14 protein-coding genes and 1 riboswitch are annotated in these 22,435 nt (G+C 37.2%); of the genes, 11 read left to right on the forward strand and 3 right to left on the reverse strand.

All coding sequences use genetic code 11. The features are described from left to right. Window positions 1–9 precede the first annotated feature (9 nt). From ACLI50_RS16290 to pckA, 7 genes are all read left to right on the forward strand, one after another. The gene (locus ACLI50_RS16290) at window positions 10–1,641 is read left to right on the forward strand and encodes a RagB/SusD family nutrient uptake outer membrane protein (protein WP_411414233.1); all 1,632 of its coding nucleotides are present in this window, start codon (window positions 10–12) and stop codon (window positions 1,639–1,641) included. Window positions 1,642–1,733: 92 nt separating this feature from the next. Continuing rightward, window positions 1,734–3,671 carry a putative porin gene (locus ACLI50_RS16295; protein ID WP_411414234.1) on the forward strand — a complete coding sequence of 646 codons (1,938 nt, stop codon included), beginning with the start codon at window positions 1,734–1,736 and terminating at the stop codon, window positions 3,669–3,671. Window positions 3,672–3,683: 12 nt separating this feature from the next. Then, window positions 3,684–5,270 (forward strand): bacillithiol biosynthesis cysteine-adding enzyme BshC, encoded by a 1,587-nt coding sequence (gene bshC / locus ACLI50_RS16300; RefSeq protein ID WP_411414235.1) that lies wholly within the window; start codon window positions 3,684–3,686, stop codon window positions 5,268–5,270. 38 nt (window positions 5,271–5,308) lie between these two features. Continuing rightward, the gene (locus ACLI50_RS16305) at window positions 5,309–7,270 is read left to right on the forward strand and encodes a LysM peptidoglycan-binding domain-containing protein (RefSeq protein ID WP_411414236.1); all 1,962 of its coding nucleotides are present in this window, start codon (window positions 5,309–5,311) and stop codon (window positions 7,268–7,270) included. 70 nt (window positions 7,271–7,340) lie between these two features. Further along, a complete protein-coding gene (gene fabD, locus ACLI50_RS16310) occupies window positions 7,341–8,216 on the forward strand; it encodes an ACP S-malonyltransferase (RefSeq protein ID WP_411414237.1) in 876 nt (291 codons plus the stop codon). A gap of 10 nt (window positions 8,217–8,226) precedes the next feature. Beyond that, a complete protein-coding gene (locus ACLI50_RS16315; RefSeq protein ID WP_411414238.1) occupies window positions 8,227–9,132 on the forward strand; it encodes a GYDIA family GHMP kinase in 906 nt (301 codons plus the stop codon). Between the two features lie 127 nt (window positions 9,133–9,259). After that, window positions 9,260–10,876: a phosphoenolpyruvate carboxykinase (ATP) gene (pckA, locus tag ACLI50_RS16320; protein WP_227941034.1), complete on the forward strand. Its 1,617-nt coding sequence runs from the start codon at window positions 9,260–9,262 to the stop codon at window positions 10,874–10,876. Window positions 10,877–10,925: 49 nt separating this feature from the next. Here pckA and ACLI50_RS16325 read toward each other — a convergent pair whose 3' ends face one another. Together ACLI50_RS16325 and ACLI50_RS16330 are read right to left on the reverse strand one after the other, a co-directional pair. Beyond that, window positions 10,926–11,363 carry a hypothetical protein gene (locus tag ACLI50_RS16325; protein WP_343644014.1) on the reverse strand — a complete coding sequence of 146 codons (438 nt, stop codon included), beginning with the start codon at window positions 11,361–11,363 and terminating at the stop codon, window positions 10,926–10,928. Between the two features lie 64 nt (window positions 11,364–11,427). Continuing rightward, on the reverse strand, window positions 11,428–11,835 hold the full coding sequence (locus ACLI50_RS16330; protein ID WP_202841634.1) for a type II 3-dehydroquinate dehydratase: 408 nt from the start codon (window positions 11,833–11,835) through the stop codon (window positions 11,428–11,430). Window positions 11,836–12,079: 244 nt separating this feature from the next. Then, window positions 12,080–12,178, forward strand: a riboswitch (SAM riboswitch). A gap of 83 nt (window positions 12,179–12,261) precedes the next feature. Here ACLI50_RS16330 and ACLI50_RS16335 point away from each other — a divergent pair. Continuing rightward, entirely contained in the window at window positions 12,262–15,195 is a 2,934-nt protein-coding gene (locus tag ACLI50_RS16335) for a SusC/RagA family TonB-linked outer membrane protein (protein WP_411414239.1), read from the forward strand. Window positions 15,196–15,213: 18 nt separating this feature from the next. After that, entirely contained in the window at window positions 15,214–16,707 is a 1,494-nt protein-coding gene (locus ACLI50_RS16340) for a RagB/SusD family nutrient uptake outer membrane protein (RefSeq protein ID WP_411414240.1), read from the forward strand. 116 nt (window positions 16,708–16,823) lie between these two features. Here ACLI50_RS16340 and ACLI50_RS16345 read toward each other — a convergent pair whose 3' ends face one another. Then, window positions 16,824–17,339: a hypothetical protein gene (locus ACLI50_RS16345; RefSeq protein ID WP_202841631.1), complete on the reverse strand. Its 516-nt coding sequence runs from the start codon at window positions 17,337–17,339 to the stop codon at window positions 16,824–16,826. A 261-nt stretch (window positions 17,340–17,600) separates the two neighbouring features. Between ACLI50_RS16345 and ACLI50_RS16350 the strand changes: the two genes are divergently transcribed. Continuing rightward, on the forward strand, window positions 17,601–17,924 hold the full coding sequence (locus ACLI50_RS16350) for a DUF6660 family protein (RefSeq protein WP_202841630.1): 324 nt from the start codon (window positions 17,601–17,603) through the stop codon (window positions 17,922–17,924). 148 nt (window positions 17,925–18,072) lie between these two features. Next, window positions 18,073–22,434 carry a CusA/CzcA family heavy metal efflux RND transporter gene (locus tag ACLI50_RS16355; RefSeq protein ID WP_411414241.1) on the forward strand — a complete coding sequence of 1,454 codons (4,362 nt, stop codon included), beginning with the start codon at window positions 18,073–18,075 and terminating at the stop codon, window positions 22,432–22,434. Window position 22,435: the final 1 nt, after the last annotated feature.

Here is a 22,435-nt window from a genome sequence, read left to right on the forward strand (position 1 = left end):
ATTTAAAAAATGAAAAGAAATATAATAAAATTATTATTCATTGCAGGAACATTAACGGCTTTGCCTTTGCTTAATAGTTGTAGCGATGCGATAGATGCAACACAGCCAGGTCAATTGAATGATTCAGAGGCTATTGCTACTATTGATGGTATGCAGGCTTTCCTTATCGGAAGTGTATACGGTACTTTAGAAACGGGTAACGAAGTATATTTGTCATCTGTTATTACGGATGAAGTTAAGCCTGGTGATGGTAGTGGTGGTCAGGAATTTCAATTACACCGTTTCATTGTAAGTGGTGGGGTTGGAACATATCCTGAATTAATCTGGCAATCTCATTACAGAACGATTAACAGAATCAACAGATTGTTAGAAGGAGCAGCCAAAATTACACCTAATGGACCAACAGAAACAACTACTTATAATAAAATTGTTGCGCAGGCAAGAGCTATCAGAGCTTTCTGTTATCTTGAATTAGAAACTTATTTCTCCACTAATATGGCAGATGAGAATGCCTTAGGAGTTATTTTAAGTGATAAGGTAGATGAAGGAAATTTTGTTCAAAGACCTAGAGTCAGCAATAAGGATATTTATACACTTATAAACAGTGATCTTCAGTTTGCAAGAAATACATTTACGCAGCTTGATGCTTCTGCTACCACTGCCGCAGCAAAATCTGATGCAAATAAATATTATGTAGGTAAAAGCTTTGTTAATGCTGTAAGTGCGCGATTTAATCTATACAGAGGAAATTATGCACAGGCAAAAATAGATGCGCAAGCTGTTATTGATGCAACTGCAGGTGTCAGTGGTGCTTCATTTAGTTTAACTCCTGGAACTCCAATTACAACTACAGCTGCTCCTACAATTGGAAATTCAACTTGGAATAGTGCATTCTATAGTACATCAAATTCATTTAATCCATACAGAAATTTATGGGATGATAGAGATGGATTCAGAGGTGAAACAATTTTCTCTTTAGGGAGACAGGCTACCGGAGCTAATGGTATTGCTATAGGTTCTAGATACAATTTGAATAACTCAAGTATTACGGGTACACCATGGTGGTTTGTAGGACGTAATCTATATAATACTTTAAAAGGTTTACAGGATGATGTTAGAAAATACGCGTTCATAGATCCTTCAACTGTTGAAAATCCTAATTATCAAAACCCTGGTGTTAATACCAGATTAGATAGACTTATTGTAGATAAGTATCCAGGAAAAACAGGTAGTAATACCAGAAATGATATCAAATCTTTCAGACTTTCAGAAATGTATTTCATATTAAGTGAAGTCGCTGCTAATTCTGGAGACTTTACCGGGGCTGCAAACTATATTAAGGCAATCAGAGATGCCAGAAATACGCAGGGAACTGCTACAACTGCTCCTGTATATGCTAATGCAACAGCTGCTTTTAAAGATATCCTGAATGAAAGAAGAATTGAACTTTGTTTTGAAGGTCACAGATATATAGATTTGAAAAGACTTGCTGTGAAAGCTGGAGTTTCAATGAATAGACATCCAACAGATGATATTGTGGATGTATCCAATCTTACGAATGGTGATTACAGATATACATTACCAATTCCAAGTAGTGAAATTGCTGGTAACGCAAGTGTACAGCAAAACCCTGGTTATTAATCATACAATAATCATTTGATATAGAACCCCTGCTCAAAGCAGGGGTTTTTTATGTCCTTTTATTTCTTATTTTTGCTGTACAATAATGAATAATGAAGTACATCCTTTTCATACTCTTCTCTTTAGGTTTTGTAGCCAAGGCTCAGGTCATGAATAAAGCAGAGACAAAGCCTCAGCCCAAAAAAGAAGATACCCTTGTGATAGATTCCGGGAAAAAAGATTCCCTGAAAATTTTTAAGCCCACCATTAATGATTACCAGTATCAGACTCAGTTTTCTGAAAAGAAAGTTTTTGATACCGTAATGACTTTTGATAAAACCTATATTTTTTCACAGCAAAATAATAAAGATAATTTTGGGAGAGTGCAGCCTGCCAACATTGGTGCAGGATTTAATCCTCTTGTATTTGAAGTAAATCCGGAAGAAAATCTTTCATTACTTCCTTCCAATAAATCTTACATGATCATTGGAGCCAATGATGTGAAATACTACGACGTAAAAACACCTACCGCATCATTTATTTATCATAATGCCATGCGAAACGGTGCTGCTCTGAAATCAACCTATACTCAGAACATCGGAAAAAGATTCAACTTTGCGCTTGAATATATGGGACTTCGTTCTCAGGGACTTTACAGAAACTCATTGTCAGCAAATAACAATACACTATTCTCAGGTCACTATGTTTCGAAAAGCGGAAATTATGAGCTTTTTGCCCATTATCTTCATCAGAATGTAAATAATCAGGAGAGTGGAGGTATTACCGAAGATAATCTGTTTCAAAGTGGTGACAGTAATTATAGCAACAGACAAAATGCGCAGGTAAATCTGGCCTCTTCAAGCTCACAGTTTTCTTACAGAAGATACTATCTGAGTCATCAGTTTACGCCATTCAATTCCGGGAAATTCCCTTTCAGTATAAGACATATTATTTCTCATCAGGGGAACAAATATTATTATAATCAAACTGCCTTGGAGCCTTATTGGTATAATGACCCTGCTGAACTGGTAGACGGTTTCCCGCTGACAACAAAAAAATATTCCGAAAACTTCAGCAATACGGTAAGCCTGATTTTTAATAATGAAAAATTCAAGCTGGATGCAGGGGTACGTTATCAGATGATCAAATTAGGAATAAGAGATGTTGTTGCACTGAACGGTGTTCCTTTCCCTGGCGAACTGAAAGAAAACAGAATTGGAGCTGTAGGAAATCTGCAGGTAAAACTTTGGAACAAAATTCAATTGAATTCATTCCTGGAATTTTCAAACGGAAGCCAGTTTAAAAGTTATCTGAAAACAACCAATAATCTGAAGTTTGAGCCTGTCAAAGATTATTTCGTTAATGCAAAAGTAAACTTCCAGAGTGCCTATCCTTCTTTCAATTATTTATTGAATACTTCCGTTTATAACAATTTCAATTATTATCTTGAAGATGCGAAGAACCAGTCTGTAATGGAAGTAGGAGGAAGTATCAATCTGAAATGGTTCAAAACAGAGCTTTTCGCCAATTACTTCAGAATTGATAACTATACTTATTTTGATAGTAACGGAAGTCCGAAGCAAAGTAATAATTCGGTGAATATTTCTCAGATCGGAGGAGATGCCACATTCAGCTTCAACAAATTTCACCTGAATACAAGAGTGCATTTCCAGAATACTTTAACCAATAAAGAACTGCTTCCTTTACCTGGTTTTATCGGTAGGGCCAACTTCTTTTATCAGACACAGGCCTTTAAAAAAGCAGCAGAAATTCAGGCAGGGGTTAAAGTATATTATTTCTCTAAATTCGCTTCAAGAGAATATTTCCCGGTTCTTAATGAATACATTCTGCCAAGAGCAGATTCATTTTCAATTGGAGGACAGCCTATCGCCGATGTTTATATTAATATGAAGGTGAAGAAAATGTTCTTTTTCATAGAAGGACAGCAGATAGGAACGGTGATCTCCAACAACAAAGCATATGCATTTCCACATTACCCGGTGTATGATTTCAGATTGAATATCGGAATTGTGTGGTATTTGTTCAACTAAAAACTGTACAGGTTGAAAACAATTAATAAAATATCATTTAACGATATAGAAAGTATTCCTCAGCTGGTAAAAGATTTTTTACATCAGAAAATTGAGGGTTTTGAAAATAACACATTTTCCTTAGAGCATTTCAGACAGCAGATTCATCTGAAGAAAGATTCTTTCACATCAGAGAAAAGAAATATTTTGGCTGATGTATTTGAAAGTCAGCTTGCAAGTCTTACTCTTTCTTCAAAGCAGAAAGAAAATCTTGAAAGTATTAAACAGCCAAACACGTTCACTATTACAACGGGGCATCAGCTGAACCTGTTTTCCGGACCTGTTTTCTTTGTATATAAAATTCTTCAGACAATAAAGACATGCACCTATCTGAAAGAAAATTTTCCGGATTTTAATTTTGTTCCGGTATATTGGATGGCTTCGGAGGATCATGATTTTGCCGAGATCAATCATTTTAAAACTGAAAATAGCTATTACGAAACCAACGGGAAATCCGGCGGCCCGGTAGGACGAATTGAAATCAGTGATACCTATTTTATTTCTGAATTTGAAAAAGAATTCAAAGATTCTGTTTTCGGGACAGAGCTGATTTTAATGATGAAGGAAGCTTATAAAGCAGGAAACACCTTAACGGAAGCCATTAAGATTCTTGTCAACCGTCTTTTTTCAGAATTCGGACTTTTGATTCTGGATGGAGATTCTGTAGAACTCAAAAATCAGATGAAGACGATTTTTAAAGATGAGCTTCTGAACTTCAGTTTACAGAAAACTTCCAAAGACAAAGTAGATTTTCTTACTGAGAAATATGGAAAGGTTCAGGTAAACCCTCGTGAAATTAACCTTTTCTATCTTTCTGACACCAGAGACAGAATTGAATTTAATGGTCAGAAGTATATCATTGTGGATAAGACCATCCAGTTTACAGAAGAAGAGATTCTGGCTGAACTGGAAAATCATCCTGAAAAATTCAGTCCGAATGCATTAATGCGTCCGGTTTATCAGGAAAACGTACTTCCTAATCTGGCTTATATTGGTGGAAATGCAGAAATCATGTACTGGCTGGAACTGAAGGATTATTTCTCAAAAATCAATATTCCTTTTCCTATCCTGATTCCAAGAAATTCTATGCTTTTTCTGAAAGAAAAAACCTTAGGGAAAATAGAAAAGCTTGATCTTAAAATAGAAGATTTTTTCCAGAATTTCACGGTACTTATGAATCGGAAGATTTTAAAAGATAATCCTGTTCTACAATTGCTGGAAGAAAAAGAAGAAGTATTGATCAGCAATTTTTCTGCGTTGAAAGCTTCTGCGGAAACCACGGAGAAATCTTTCGGTAATATGGTAAAGGCAGAAGAAGTACGACAGCTGAAATCATTTAAAAGAATGAAAAAACGACTGCTTCATGCTGAAAAAATAAAACAGAATGAATTGCTGGAAAGACTTGAAAATCTGTTTTTAGATGTTCATCCCGCAAAAACATGGCAGGAGAGGGTATATAACTTTAGTGTATTCTTTTCAGATTATGGCTATTCGTGGCTTGAAAATTGTTTGGAAGAAATGGTGGTTCAAGATTCAAAATTAATAATTGTTGCCATTTAATTTTAAAGAAGTATTTTTGTAAATTATAATTATCGAATATGATAAAGAGGTTTTTTATTCTATCCAGTTTATGTATGGTTTTGGGAGTTTCAGCCCAGAAATCACATACGGTTGTGCAAGGTGACAATCCTTACAATATTGCCAAAAAGTATGGAATGACTGTAGATGAATTGCTGAAGCTAAACCCAAAACATAAAGATGGCAAACTGGCGATCGGAGATGTTTTAACGATAAAATCAGAAAAAGCAGCCACTCCGGCTGTAACAAAAACAGTTCCGGCACAAAAAGTAACTTCAACTACAGGTGCTTCTTCTCTGGGTAAAATTGTTTTACTGCCAAAGCAGACCATCTATGGTATTACAAAACAATACAGAATTTCCGAAACTGATTTAAGAAAACTGAATCCTGAACTGGATTCTCACATGAAAATCGGAGACGAAATCACATTACCTCTTGCCAGTATAAAAAAATATGGTGGCGAGCAACAGACTGTAACAGCAGAAAAGCACGTTGAAACTCCTGTAGAAAAAGTAACAGCAACTGCTGCTAAATCTGCTACTACTGCTGCAGAAGGAGAATCTTATGTGATTCAGGCAAAAGATAATTATTACAGAATTACAAAACAGTTTGGCATCAGCCAGCAGGACCTTTATGCTTTAAATCCGGGATTGGAAGAAAAAGGACTGAAACCTGGTGATACCATAACAATAAAAAGATCCAATAACAATAATACTGATACTGTTGCTGAAACTTCAAATCCAAAAGCAAAAATGGATTCAGGCAACGAAAAATCAACCGCTGCTTCCACTGTTGTTGCAGGTGATGATTATGTTACCTACACAGTCCAGCAGGGAGATACAGTATTCTCTATTGTTAATAAATTTGGTGTTTCTATTGATGAACTTATTGCTCTTAACCCGGATCTTTCACATGGTCTGAAAACCGGAATGGTTTTAAAAATCAAAAAACAGGATGCTGCATACATAAAGAAGAATGGTGATGCTTTAAGCGTTATCCTGATGCTTCCTTTCGGGTACAGCACCAATGAAACTCAGTACAGAGGAATGGCACTTGACTTTTTGACAGGAGCTAAACTCGCTATTGAAAGAAATGCAAGAGGAGGACAAAAACTGGATATTAAAGTAGTAGACTCAGGGAATGAAGCTTCGTTCAAAAACTCTTTGACACAGATTAATCCTGATAATACAGATCTTATTATCGGACCTTTCTTCAAATCCAATGTAATTGATGTTCTTGATTTCACCAAAAATCAGAAAATCCCGATTGTAGCACCATTTGCCAACTCTCCGGAACTCTATAACTACAGTAACCTTATTATTGTAGAAACCAACAATCAGACGTATGCTGATAAGATTGTAGAAGAAGTAAAAGCAGTGTATTCAGATCAGAAAATATATATAGTGGCAGATGCTAAAAAAGAAGATGCCAACTATATCAAAGCCGGACTTGAAAAAGCGGTGAAAAATCCTAATATCATTATTGTTAATTCGTCGGCAGATATTCAGCCGGACCAGAATATGATGACAGGACAGTCTGCACCGGTTATTGCCATTTTAGCAAATGATGATAATACTGCAGGAGATGCTTTTGCCAACAGAATGATTGCAATGTCTAAAGAAGTTCAGGGTATAAAAGCCTTCAGTATGTTCTATTCTCCTGTTTTCGAGAAGAAAGTGGATGAGCTGAGCCAGGCAAGTCTTGTATATCTGATGGATAGAAAGATCAATACAGACGGTAGCTTTGAGAAAGAAATTCTGGCTGCTTATAAAAGCAAATACTGCAAAACTCCACCGAAATATGCGATCGTAGGTTTTGATGTGGTAAATGACATGCTAACCAGAGAAAATAAAAAAGGAGAGATCTTTAAACAAATGAATAAAGTTCAGACTCAGCTTGCGACCAAATTTGAGTTTGTAAAATCTAAAGCTAACGGTGCTTATGTAAATACAGGTTACAGAGTAATCAGGTTAGTACCATAAATGATTTATAGCACTTAAAACGAATATTGTTAACATTATAGTTATATTTGCATAATATTTAATTTAATACATGAAAGCACTTGTATTTCCAGGGCAGGGTTCTCAGTTCGTAGGAATGGGAAAAGAATTGTATGATTCTAGAAAAGATATTAAAGATCTGATGGAATCTGCCAATGAAATTTTAGGTTTCGACATTCTTTCCATTATGTTTAACGGTACGGATGCGGATCTTAAGAAAACAGAGGTTACCCAGCCTTCAATATTTATACATTCAGTAGCAGCATTAAAAGCCGTAAATGGTCTTGGTGCTGAAATGGTAGCAGGACATTCTTTGGGAGAGTTCTCAGCTTTGGTTGCCAACGGAGTTTTATCCTTTGATGACGGTTTGAAATTAGTTTCTGAAAGAGCGAAAGCGATGCAGGAAGCTTGTGACGCCAATCCAAGTTCTATGGCTGCAATCTTAGGATTGGATGATGCCAAGGTTGAAGAAATCTGTGCACAGATTAGCGGGGTTGTTGTTCCTGCTAACTATAACTGTCCGGGACAATTGGTTATTTCAGGGGAAACTCCTGCAGTAGAAGATGCTTGTATAAAGCTGAAAGAAGCAGGCGCTAAAAGAGCATTGCTGTTACCGGTAAACGGAGCTTTCCACTCACCATTGATGCAGCCTGCACAGGAGAGACTGGCAGCAGCTATCGAAAAGACAAAATTCAGAAAAGCAACTATTCCTGTATACCAGAATATCACGACAACAGCGGTAACCAATCCTGATGAGATCAAACAAAACCTGATCGCTCAGCTTACCGGTCCAGTAAAATGGACACAGTCTGTTCAGAATATGATTAAAGATGGCGCCTCTAACTTTGTGGAAGTAGGACCAGGAAAAACCCTTCAGGGATTGATCAAAAAAATTGACGGATCTGTAGAAGCAACTTCTGCAATCTAAATAAAAAAATATGAGCGCGATCTTTTCACCGGGCAAGCTTATGCTTACTTCAGAATATTTCGCAATCGATGGAGCTCTTGTCTTAGCGGTACCTACCAGGCTGGGACAAGAGTTTTTCTTTGAAGAAAAAGAAGATGGAAAATCTCTTATTCTTTGGGAAGCCTATCATCAGAATACATTATGGTTAAAAGCTGTCATTGATTATAAGAACTGGCAGATCTTAGAAACCAATATTCCATCAAGCGCTGAGTTTATTACCAAAACATTACAAAATGTTCAGCTGCTTTCTGACAGTAAATTCAAAACAGACCTTACTTATTATTTAAAAACAAATCTTCAGTTTCCTGCGGATTATGGGCTTGGAAGCAGTTCTACGCTGATGAATAATCTTGCGGAATGGGCTGAGATTAATCCTTTCCATCTTAACTCTATCAGCTTGGGAGGCAGTGGATATGACATTGCAGTTGCAAAAGAAAAGTCCGCAGTGCTTTTCCAAAGTAAACCTGAGATAAAATATGAGAAAGTAGATTTTAATCCGTCCTTTAAAAATGAACTGATTTTTATTCATTTAAATCAGAAGCAGGATAGTAGAGAAGGAATCAATTTTTACAAATCAAAAAAGAAGTCCCCGGAATTGGTTGATGAATTTTCGGATATCACAAAGAAAATTATGTTATGCGATGAATTGGAAAATTTTTCTGCATTAATGATGATTCATGAGCGAAAAATTGCCGATTTTCTTGAAATTCTCACAGTTAGAGAAAAATTTTTCTCAGATTGCCCTTCATTTGTCAAAAGTTTAGGTGCATGGGGTGGAGATTTTGTGATGAGTGCGAAATTTGGGGACTATAAGAACTATTTTTGGGAGAAAGGTTTTACGACCGTTTTTGAATGGGATAATATAATTGGTTTATAATCAATATATTACAATCCTGTTTTTTTATTTGCCATTCTGACTTATATCAGTATATTTAAACCACCTTTAACAAATAATTAATATTATTTTTGTTGAAAGCAATAAAGAAATAGAAAATATAAGTAAAATGAAAAACACTAAAATCATCCAGGATTTAGAGAAATTAGGGATTAAAGGAAACTATGAAGTAGTGTATAATCCTTCTTATGAAGAATTATATCAGGCTGAAGTTTCTCCTGAAAATCAGGGGTTTGAGAAAGCTGAGCTTACAGAATCAGGCGCAGTATCAGTAAAAACAGGAATTTTCACAGGTCGTTCACCTAAAGACAGATATATTGTTCAGGATGATGTTACAAGAGATACAATTTTCTGGGATGGTAAAGTAAACTTACCTACAACAGCAGAAATTTTCGGGTCTTGTAAAGAACTAGTGCTGAACCAGCTTGCCGGATCTAAAAAGATTTATGTAGTAGATACATTCTGCGGAACGAATGCGGATACGAGACTTAAAGTAAGATTTATCGTTGAAGTAGCATGGCAGGCACATTTTGTTACTAATATGTTCATTCGTCCTTCTCACTATGAGCTTGAAAACTTTGGCGAGCCGGATTTCACAGTTATCAACGGATCAAAAACTACCAACCCGAACTGGGAAGCTCAGGGATTAAACTCTGAGAACTTCATCATGTTCAACCTTACTGAAAAACTACAGATCATCGGAGGTACATGGTATGGAGGTGAGATGAAGAAAGGGATGTTCGCCATGATGAACTACTATCTTCCATTAAAAGGTATGGCCTCAATGCACTGTTCTGCAAACGTAGGAGAAAAAGGGGATGTAGCTTTATTCTTTGGTCTTTCAGGAACTGGTAAAACAACTTTATCAGCAGATCCTAAAAGATACCTTATCGGTGACGATGAGCACGGATGGGATAATAACGGAGTATTCAACTATGAAGGCGGATGCTACGCTAAAGTTATCGACTTATCTGCAGAAAAAGAACCGGATATCTTTGCTGCCATCAAGAGAGATGCACTTCTTGAAAACGTTGTTGTTAACAATGGAGTAGCGGATTATACAGACGGATCTATCACTGAGAACACAAGAGTTTCTTATCCAATCTATCATATCAACAAAATTGTATTGCCTTCCAAAGCAGGTCATGCCAAAAAGATAGTTTATCTTTCAGCAGATGCATTCGGAGTACTTCCTCCGGTTTCTATCCTGAATGAAGATCAGGCTCAATACCACTTCCTTTGCGGTTATACATCAAAATTAGCAGGAACTGAAAGGGGAATTACTGAACCTCAGCCATCTTTCTCTCCAGCATTTGGTGAAGCATTCCTTACATTGCACCCAACAATGTATTCTAAAACATTAATCGGTAAAATGAAGGAGCACGGAGCTAAAGCTTATCTGGTAAACACAGGTTGGAATGGTACCGGAAAGAGAATTTCTCTAAAAGATACCAGAGCAATCATTGATGCCATCATTGACGGTTCTATTGATAATGCTCCTAAAACTCAGGTTCCGATCATGAACCTTGAAATTCCTACTGAATTGCCAAACGTTTCTACAGGTATTCTAGATCCTAGAGATACTTATGAGAACGCTTCAGAATGGGAAGAAAAAGCAAAAGATCTTGCTTCAAGATATATCAAGAACTTTGAGCAGTATTGTGATACTGAAGAAGGTAAAAAATTAGTAGCTTCAGGACCTCAATTGCAGGAACAGACTATCTAATAGTTACCAATCAACATATAAAAAGCCTCATCACTGATGAGGCTTCTTATTAGTATTTTTTACAACTTTCAATCAATTGATTCTGTTCATCCAGTTTCAGGACTGTTGATTTGATTGATTCTTCAGTCAGATATTTTATAATCATAAAATGCTTTGAAGAAAAGTAAGACTTTCCGTCCAATATTTTATTTAAATACTTTGGAGTAGTGAAGGTCATCCAATATTTTGTTTTGTCAGAAAATTCAATGGTGACTTCTATAGCAGATTCAGTATCCTCTACTATTTCATCATCAATATGAATGGAAATAATTTCCGGTTCTTTCTCCAAGCAGAAATAAAACTTAGAATACCATCTGAGCTTTCCTTCATCATTCCAGATTCTTATATTTTCAGCATTTATTTCTTCAACGATATAAGATTTTCTTTTTGTTAATTGTCTGGAATTTACCCCAATGCTTTTACAGTAAATCTTATCCTTTATCTTCATAAATTATTTTTCATAATCATCTGTGAAAATCTGTGAAATCCGTGGTTAAATAAAAAAGTATAAGTTATTTTAAACTTAATAAGGCCAACCGATACCCATCCATTCCAAAGCCTGATAAGACTGCATCCGTATTAGCTGCTGTTACAGATTTCTGTCTGAATTCCTCTCTTTTATAGATATTGCTGATATGAACTTCTACTTTAGGTTTTCTGATATTTTTTAAACAGTCTGCAATCGCATATGAATAGTGAGTATAAGCCCCGGGATTGATCACTACTGCATCGAAGTCATCCTCCTGAAGCCTGTTAATAAGCTCGCCTTCAATATTAGACTGGTAATATTTTATATCATGAGCCTGAAACTCGGATTTCAAATTTTCCAAATAACTTTCCATAGAAACATTTCCATAGATTTCCGGTTCTCTTGTGCCTAAAAGATTGAGATTAGGCCCGTTGATGATTAAAACTCTCATACCATAAAATTAAAAACTTTTTTTAATTAATGGCCAAAAATTTCAATGTGATGTAGATTTGTTTCAATTGAGTTTTTAATAATGATATTTGTCATATTTAAATAAATGATAAAGCTTACAACTCCTTATTGTTATGGCTTTTATTAAAATTTTATGTTAATTATTAAAAATTTATCATGAAAAAATAATAAGTCTACTTGTTTTGTAGACTAAAAGTTTTTAGCTTTGCAACCATATTTCGATCGGCTTATAAAGAAAGATGGAGGGAACTGACCCTGTGAAGTCTTAACAACCTACCCTTGGGGCAAGGTGTTACGTTCAGCCTTTTAAGGAAAAATAAGCATTTGGTTTATCGTATTTATCGATGCCCTTTGCTGACTTTTCTGCAAAGGGTTAAATTTTAATATATGATAAATAAAATTGATTATGATTAGTAAAAATTTATTTAATTCTAAAGCCTGGATACCTCCGGTTGCGGCTTTTTTTCTGGGAGTCACCAGTGTAAGTGCACAGAATTCCAGACTGAAAAAAGATAGTCTTCATGAAAAGGAGCTTGATGAAGTCGTAGTGGTAGCTTACGGAAAAGCAAAAAGAAACAGCTATACCGGTTCTGTAGCCACCATTTCCAGTGATAAAATCAATAACAGACCTGTAACCAATATTACCAAAGCATTGGAAGGGCAGGTTGCAGGGATTCAGACCACCAGTGCCTCAGGGCAGCCGGGTGCGGTTTCTACTATCAGAATCAGAGGAATCGGTTCCATCAGTGCTTCCAGTGATCCTTTATACGTAGTAGACGGAATTCCTTTTGACGGAAATATTAACTCTATCAGCCCAAGTGATATTGAATCCATCAGTGTTTTGAAAGACGCTACAGCAAGTGCCTTGTATGGTTCAAGAGGGGCAAACGGAATTATCATCATCACTACAAAATCAGGAAAAAAAGGAGAAGCCAGAGTAAATTTTAATATCAGCCAGGGATTCTCAGGAAGAGCTGTCAAAGATTATGAACAGGTAAACACGGATCAATATTTTCAATTATATTGGGAAGCATTAAGAAACGGATATCAGTCCGGTAAAGTTTCTTCTCAGCAGGCTGCTCAGATGGCAACAGATAATCTTGTTTCTACCCTTGGAATTAATCCATATGGAACTGCTTATCCAAAACCGGTGGGAACAGATGGAAAATTATTGTCAGGGGCATCACCACTCTGGAATGATGACTGGAGAGATATTCTACAGAGAGTGGCATCAAGAAACCAGATGGATCTTGATATCAGCGGAGGAAGTGAGAAAAGTAATTACTTCTTTTCCCTTGGTTATCTGGATGATAAAGGGATGGCCATTGAATCTGGTTTTAAAAGATATAATACCAGGCTTAAAATTAATTCCGAAGTTAAAAGATGGCTGAATGTTGGAGTAAACTTAAGTTATACGAACAGTATTCAGCAGGCACCAACTTCTTCAGATTCCAAGGCAAGCAATATCATCAATGCCGCAAGGTTTATTCCTTCATTCTATCCTTATTATGAAAGAAATGCAGACGGAACTTACGTTTTAGATGCTGACGGAAATCCAATTTATGATTTTGGAAAATACAGACCTACAAATGCACTTCAAAATCAGAATGCTGCTGCAACGTTGCCTTTAGATAAAAACGAAAATAAAGAAGATAACTTTTCAGGAAAAGGATTCATGGAATTCACTTTCTTGCCGGAACTGAAATTCAAAACAAGCTTCTCAGTTGATTTGGTGAATTATAACGGACATTATTATTCAAATCCATTACTTGGGCAAGGTGCGGAAATTGGAGGTTCGGTGACGAAGACCAATACCAGAACACTTTCCTATACAACCAGCAATATTCTGACGTATGATAAAAAGTTTGGAAAGCATCATGTTAATGCATTAGCAGGACATGAATTCTATAAATACGATTATCAGACGATTTCAGGAACAAGAAGTCAGTTTTCACTGCCTTATTACTATGAGCCGGATGCTGCTTCTCTGCTGGGAAGTTTCAGTGGAAACAGTAATAAATTAAGCTTATTGAGTTTCCTTGGAAAAGTAGAGTATGACTACAATAATACTTACTTCTTATCTGCATCGGGAAGAGCAGACAGCTCTTCAAGATTTGCGAAAGATAACAGGTGGGGCAGATTCTGGTCAGTGGGAGGTTCGTGGAAAATTTCGAATGAGGAATTTATTAAAAGCCTGAATGTTTTCAATCAGTTGACATTGCGTGCCAGTTACGGAGGACAAGGAAATGATAAATTACTTAGACCTAACGGACAACCGCTTTATTACGCTTATCAGGAGTTGTACAGATTTATCAGTCTTGGTGGAGAACCAGGAACAACCCTTGAAAAAACATCAACCAATAATGTGAAGTGGGAAACCAACCTTAATTTAAACGTAGGATTGGAATTCGCGATTCTGAATAACAGGGTTAAAGGAAATATCGAATACTTCAAAAGAAAAAGCCAGGATCTTCTGTTTAATATGCCGGTTGCGCCGTCGTTGGGGATCAGTGATTATCCGGCGAATATCGGAACGATTCAGAATACAGGGTTTGAATTTTCATTATTTACAACACCTGTTAAAACTGAGGATTTCCAGTGGAATGTTGATGTTAATCTAAGTACTTTAAACAACAAAGTAACCAAATTGCCAGGAGGTTCTCTTGTGGTGGGTAGCAAGTTGTTAACGGTAGGAGGTTCTGTATATGATTTCTTTATTCCGGAATGGGTAGGTGTAGATCCAAGCAATGGAAAGCCATTGTGGAAAACAGTTTCTACCGATGCCAGTGGAAATTCAGTGGAAGGAACGACTTCAGAATACTCAAAAGCGACAAAACTATTGCAAGGTTCTGCATTGCCTAAACTGACAGGTGGAATCAGCACAAGTATCACCTATAAGAATTTTGATTTTTCAGGATTATTGACCTTCAAAATCGGAGGGAAAATTCTGGATACCGATTATACTTCCATTATGCATAACGGAAGTGCCGGAGGACGTGCATGGAGTTCTGAAATTCTGAACAGATGGACACCGGATAATCCATATACAGATGTTCCTGCATTGAGCACAACAACGAATAACTGGACATCAACGTCTTCAAGATTCCTGTATTCAGGTACTTATGCAAGACTTAAAAATGTAAGCTTAGGATATACACTCCCTGAAGATTATTTTGAGAAAATAGGATTGAAAAAATTCAGAATATATATTCAGGCAGAAAACCTTCTGACCTTCTATAAACATAAAGGAATGGATCCTGAGCAGGCTTTGGACGGAACCACGTATTACAGATATCCTGCCATGAGAACAATCACTTTTGGTCTTCAGGCAACGCTTTAACCTTTTAAAATTGAAACAATGAAACAATTAAAATATATATCATTTGCTCTTATCGGATTTTTGTCGTTGGCAAGCTGCGAAAGCGAGCTGGATACAGCTCCTACTGATCAGGCCAGCAGTGTAGAAGTTTTCAAAACAGCCGAAAGTGCTGAGACGGTAGTGAACGGTACCTGGGCAAAGTTTAATAATGACGGAACAACCTATGCCAATATCGGGTATTCCACTGTGTTGAGAGCCAGTGATGCTATGGGAAGTGATGTGGCAGTATTGACCAATAAGTATGGTTTCGCTTCTACCTATGCCTTTACAGAAATGGTTAACAGTACAGCAAGCCGCCCGCTGTTTATCTGGACTATGTTGTATTCCACTATCAATAATATGAATAATGTGATTACAAGAATTGATGGCACAGAAGGCAGCCAGGAGAAAAAGGATCAGGTAAAAGGCCAGGCAAAAGCCTTACGTGCTTTCTGTTACCTGAATCTGGCAAGCTTTTATCAGTTCAGCTATCTTAAAGACAAATCAGCATTGACAGCCCCGATTTATACAGAACCTTCCACAACAAGCACAGTAGGGAAGAAGAGAGCAAGCCTTGAAGAAATCTATACATTGATTAAAAGTGATCTTACCGACGCCGATAACCTATTGAAAAATTATACAAGAAATAATAAGGATAAGATCAATCGTTCTGTGGTAAACGGACTTTTAGCAAGAACTTACCTGAATACAGGAGAATGGAGCAAAGCTTCAGCATCAGCAAAAATTGCAAGGGAAGGTTTCCCGCTGATGGCTCCGGAAAAGTATAAAGAAGGTTTCAATGATATCAACAACGCAGAATGGATCTGGGGACATGCACAGACCCAGGAACAGTCTGATGAAAGTTATGCCTTCCATTATCTGGATGTATCTTCCTCAGGAAGTTATTATTACAGCTTTATGGCGGATCCTTATTTTAAAGATCTTTTTGATACCAATGACATCAGATACCAGTTATTTTCATGGGACGGACAGAAAGGTAGAGAAGGATTGCTGAGGTATGCCAAATTTAAGTTTAAGCCAACCCTTATTGCAGATATTGTGTACATGAGAGCTGCTGAAATGTACCTGATCGAAGCTGAGGCGGAAGCCAGAAACGGAAATGTTCCTCAAGCGGTAGCAGTCTTGAACCAGTTGAAATCTGCCAGAAATGCTAATATTTATTCTGGATCATTGTCACAGAATGCAGTAGTAGATGCCGTTCTGATTGAAAGAAGAAAAGAATTATTCGGCGAAGGATTCTCCCTTTCAGATATCATCAGAACGCAGGGTACAGTAGTAAGAAAACCGTTTGTAGATGCTGACGGCAAACCGATAAAAGTTCAGATCACTACACCGGACGGAACCGTGAAAACAGTAGACGGTAAAGGACATTCCGTTCTTGATTTCCCAGATAAAACTGCTTTCACCCCAAACAGTACTTATTATTTATTCAGTATTCCACAAAGGGAATTTGAGAATAACCCGAATTTATGAGATATAGTCCATAATTAGATTGATTTTTTGAGCCACTGCTTTTTGCGGTGGTTTTTGTCTTTAAGAATTTTTGTATAAGTCATTGAAAAGTATCCACTCTCCAATTAAAGATCTTGTTATTTTACGGGCAAAGTTTTTCTTTTCTCAAAAATGGAAACTAAACCTTCATTAAAAATAATCTTATTACCATCTATTTTACCGTTAGTTACTCTCCTGGTATACCATTTTGTTTTACCTTGAGAAGCAGGAATGAATTCTTCGATAAAAATCTCATTATTTTTTATTCTATATTTTCCTCCGTAATAAACAGAATTTTTTCCTCTATGCTCATCAAATTTTCCAAAATACATAAGTGATTCATTCTTGAAAAAACCATCATTATGAAAAATAATTATCCTTGGATTCTTCATTTCTCCTTCATTGTAATATCTCCCCTCAAAGACCTGAACATAATATGTGGTAGTATCAATTTTTTTTAAATCTTCTTCAGAAGGTTTTTCTTTAAATGAATATTGTACTTTATCATTTAATAAGGGTTCATCATATTTATCTTTTTCTATTTTGTATAGTTTTTGTCCACAGCTGTTTAAAAATACCATCATGCAGAGTATTGAAAAAATATATTTAATCATAATCAAAAATTTTTTATTTGTATGCTATAGTGGAAAGGTCAGGTTGTTTCACTTCATTTTTATTGAAGCGAACAAAAGGTGATCAAGAGAATATTTCATATATGCTTTTTGATGTTGAGTTATTTTTTATTTTCAATGATATGAATTTTATTTTTATCATAAAGGACTGGTATAGTATTTGTGAATAAGTTTTTCCGTAAAGAATATTGGGTAAATGCTCAATAAATAATTCATTTTACAAAAAATCTCTACCTTTGTACCATGAACCTCTTAAGATGGATACTGGCAATTTATTTCATGGCGCTATCATTGATGCCATGTGCTGATGTGTCTCATCCACAGAATTCCGGGAACAAAATAGTTTCCCTGAGTGTTAAGGAAAATCATTCAAAAGAAAAAGGAGACATCTGTTCTCCGCTGTGTGCCTGCAGCTGTTGCCAGATAACAGTTTCAGCATTTAAAATGGATCCTTTATTGGAAATTCCCGAGCAGATTCCTGCTTATTTTTCAAAGAAGATTTTATTCCACAAAAACGACTTTGCTTACCAGGTTTACGATCCTATCTGGCAGCCTCCTAAAATTTAATTTTTATTGATTTTTTAGAAAGTTATGCTTTCTAATACTTATTCGTGCTTAAAACTTTGCAATACCATTGCAGAGGTTTTCAGGATATTTTTGCTGCAGTATTTTATACTGTGTGCATTCACTTTTCAATAAAAATTAAATACAAATCGTGTTAGATAAAATCATAAAATTCAGTATCAAAAACAAGGTGATCATTGGATTGATGACCCTGGTGCTGATCATCTGGGGAACATGGAGTGCCACCAGATTACCGATAGATGCTGTACCGGATATCACCAATAACCAGGTACAGATCATTACCGTATGTCCTACGCTGGCGGGACAAGAAGTAGAACAGTTGGTTACCTTTCCCATTGAACAGAGTATTGCCAATGTTCCCGATATTCAGGAGACAAGAAGCATTTCAAGATTTGGACTTTCTGTGATTACAGTAGTGTTCAAAGAAAATGTAGATGTTTACTTTGCGAGACAGCTTATCAATGAACAGCTGAAAAACGCAGTCGAAGAAATTCCAAAAGGAGTAGGAACTCCCGAGCTGGCTCCTGTAAGTACAGGACTTGGAGAAGTATACCAGTATATTCTTCACCCTAAAAAAGGAAGCGAAAAGAAATACAATGCTAAAGAGCTCCGTACCATGCAGGACTGGATCGTTCGCAGACAGCTGAACGGAACACCGGGAGTGGCGGAGATCAACAGTTTCGGAGGGGAATTAAAACAATATGAAGTCGCTATTGATCCCAATCGGTTGAAAGCAATGGGAACAAGTATCACTGAAATATTTACAGCGCTTGAAAAAAACAATCAGAATACAGGAGGAGCTTATATTGATAAAAAACCCAACGCCTATTTCATCCGTGGAATTGGTCTGGTTACCTCTTTGGAAGACATTAAAAACATTGCGGTTAAAAATGAAACAGGAAGCGTTCCGATTTTTATAAAAGATGTTGCTGATGCTCGTTTAGGAAGTGCCGTTCGCTACGGAGCCTTGACTTATGATGGAAAGGTAGATGCTGTGGGTGGAGTAGTCATGATGCTGAAAGGGGCGAATAGTAATGAAGTGGTCAGCAACATCAAAGCAAAAATTCCGACCATTCAGAAATCTCTTCCTGATGATGTTATTATAGAACCATTTCTGGACAGAACAGACCTTGTAGACAGAGCCATCAATACCGTACAGAAAAACCTCATCGAAGGAGCACTGATCGTTATTTTCGTTCTTGTCATTTTTCTTGGAAACCTGAGAGCCGGGCTTATCGTGGCTTCGGCCATTCCGCTTTCTTTGTTATTTGCTTTAGGAATGATGAATGTTTTCGGGGTAAGCGCCAATCTGATGAGCCTTGGAGCCATAGACTTCGGGTTGATTGTAGATGGTGCCGTGATTATTGTAGAAGCAACCCTGCATCATTTAGGCGTAAGGAAATCTACCCGTGCTTTGACACAGTCTGAAATGGATGAAGAAGTATTCCTTTCTGCCTCAAAGATCAGAAGCAGTGCGGCCTTCGGAGAAATCATCATTCTTATCGTATACATTCCGATTCTTACCCTGGCAGGTGTAGAAGGAAAAATGTTTACCCCAATGGCCAAAACAGTAGGATTTGCCATTCTGGGAGCATTGATTCTATCCCTGACCTATATCCCCATGATGAGTGCTTTGTTTTTATCTAAGAAAATATCCCATAAAGAAACCTTCTCTGATAAAATGATGAACCGCCTTCAAAAGATCTATCAGCCATTATTACAAAAAGCAATCAAAGTAAAGTATATCATTGTTTCTGCAACAGCTGTAGTGTTCCTTATCTCTGCTTTTATCTTTAAAAATATGGGTGGGGAATTTATCCCGCAGCTGCAGGAGGGAGACTTTGCATTCCACTGTATTTTACCGCAGGGAAGTTCTTTGAGCCAGAGTATAGAAACCTCCATGCAGGCATCAAGGATTATCAAACAGTTTGATGAAGTGAAAATGGTAGTCGGAAAAACCGGTTCTGCTGAGGTTCCTACAGACCCGATGCCACCTGAAGCAACTGATATGATCGTGGTATTAAAGCCACAAAGCGAATGGAAAACCAAAAAATCTTATAATGAACTGGCCGATGAGATCAGTGAAAAACTGGAAACGATTCCCGGAGTATTCTTTGAGAAAAATCAACCTATCCAGATGCGTTTCAATGAGCTGATGACCGGGATCAGACAGGATGTTGCCGTAAAGATCTTCGGGGAAAACCTTGATTCTCTTGCCATATATGCAGATAAAGTTGGGAAAGTCATTCAGACTGTTGATGGGGCTACAGCTCCTCAGATTGAAAGAGTGAGCGGTCTTCCGCAGATCAATGTACAGTATGACAGAACAAGAATTGCCAATTACGGTTTGAATATCGAAGATGTCAATAATGCAGTAAGCACGGCCTTTGCCGGAAAAGCTGCCGGTCAGGTCTTTGAAAATGAGAGACGCTTTGACCTGGTAGTTCGTCTCGACAGTCTTCACAGAACCGATATTTCAGATGTGAATAATCTGATGATAACATCCGCCAGCGGTGCGCAGATTCCATTGTCACAGGTGGCTAATATAAGTTATAAACTGGGGCCTGCGCAGATCAGCCGTGAACAGGGAAAACGGAGAATTGTGATTGGGTTCAATGTAAAAGACCGTGATGTGGAAAGTGTGGTGAAAGATATTCAGGCAAAACTGGAGAAAGTGAAACTGCCTTCCGGATACTACTTTACTTACGGAGGTCAGTTTGAAAACCTGCAGGAAGCAAGCCAACGTCTGATGATCGCTGTTCCTGTATCATTGCTTCTGATTTTTATGCTTCTGTATTTTACTTTCCGTTCATTCAAGCAGGCTGCATTGATTTTCACAGCCATTCCTATGAGTGCTATTGGGGGTGTCTTTGCGCTTTTAGTAAGAGACATGCCTTTCAGTATCAGTGCCGGAATTGGATTTATTGCTCTTTTTGGAGTAGCAGTATTGAACGGAATTGTTTTGATAGGAACATTCAATCAATTAGAAAAAGAAGGCGAAACGGATATTCTGAAAAGAGTCTTTGAAGGAACGAAAACCAGATTGAGACCGGTACTGATGACGGCTACCGTAGCTTCACTAGGATTTTTGCCAATGGCTATTTCCACCGGAGCCGGAGCTGAAGTACAGAAACCTTTGGCGACAGTAGTAATTGGGGGTCTGGTAACGGCAACATTCCTTACATTATTCGTTTTACCGATGCTGTACATTATTTTTAACACAAAGATTTTGAAAAGAAAGAATAATAATACGGGAATGATTACTGCCGTTTTGGCAGTAGGATTCATAATGGTGGGACAGACTTTTAACGCACAGTCCAGACCAATTTCCATAGAACAGGCGGTAGAACAGGCAGTGAACAATAATTTAACCCTGCAGTCAAAAGACTTAAGCATTAAATCCGCTGAAGTATTAAGGGCAACTGCAAAAGAACTCCCGAAATTAAGTTTTGAAGCTCAGCTTGGTCAGTACAACAGCCCAAAGTTTGACCAATCGTTTGCGATCTCACAGAGCATTCCTTTTCCGACACTTTTTAAAGCAAGAAAAGATTTAATCAATGAGAATATTAAAAGCAAGCAGATTGATAAAGAGATTACAGCCAATGAGCTGATAAAACAGGTGCGTACTTACTATTACCAGATTGAATACCTTCAGTATAACAAGGCTCAGCTGACCAGTCTTGATCAATATTATGAAGAGTTTATCAGAATTGCAACCGTGAGATTTAAAGCAGGTGATATCAAGAAAATAGAAATCAGTACTGCAGAAACCCAGAAAGGAGAAATTGATCTGCTGCTCAGACAAAATGAAGTTTATCTGAATAACGCTTACAGGAATTTAAAGACTCTGATGAACACTTCGGAAGATATTGAAGTTTCGTTTAACAAAGATTATGCTCCTTTAAAAGCAGAAAATGTCCTCGACAGTGCTGTGGTTGCCAACAATCCTACGGTAAAAGCTTTTTACCAGGAAATGGAGATCGCCGAAAAAAATAAAAAAGTTGAAAAATCCCTCGGACTGCCGGATTTCAGTTTAGGATACACCAATCAGTCTTTGATAGGCCTGCATACCATTAACGGACAGGAAAATTTTTATAATTCAGGAAAACGCTTTCAGTCGGCAACAGTAGGAGTAGCGATTCCATTGACATTTGGAGCGACGAAGGCAAGAATTCAGGCGCTGGAATATGAAAAACAGGTTGCGGAAACCAATGCTAGAATGCAGCAGAAACAGCTTTCCGCTCAGTTGGAAAATGCCTTCAGTCAGTATCAGCAGGATTTACAGCAATATGAATATTACACAGATCAGGCGCTTCCTAATGCTGAAAAAATTGTAAAAGCAGCTCAACTGGGATATAAAACAGGGGAAATTTCCTATGTAGAATATCTTTTTGCCCTGCAGACTGCCACAAATATTCAATTAAAATACCTGGAATCTATCCAGCAGGTGAATCAATCTGTAGTTACTATTAATTCAATCATCAATAAATAAC

This window comes from Chryseobacterium cupriresistens (assembly GCF_046614675.1).
Lineage (GTDB): Bacteria > Bacteroidota > Bacteroidia > Flavobacteriales > Weeksellaceae > Chryseobacterium > Chryseobacterium cupriresistens.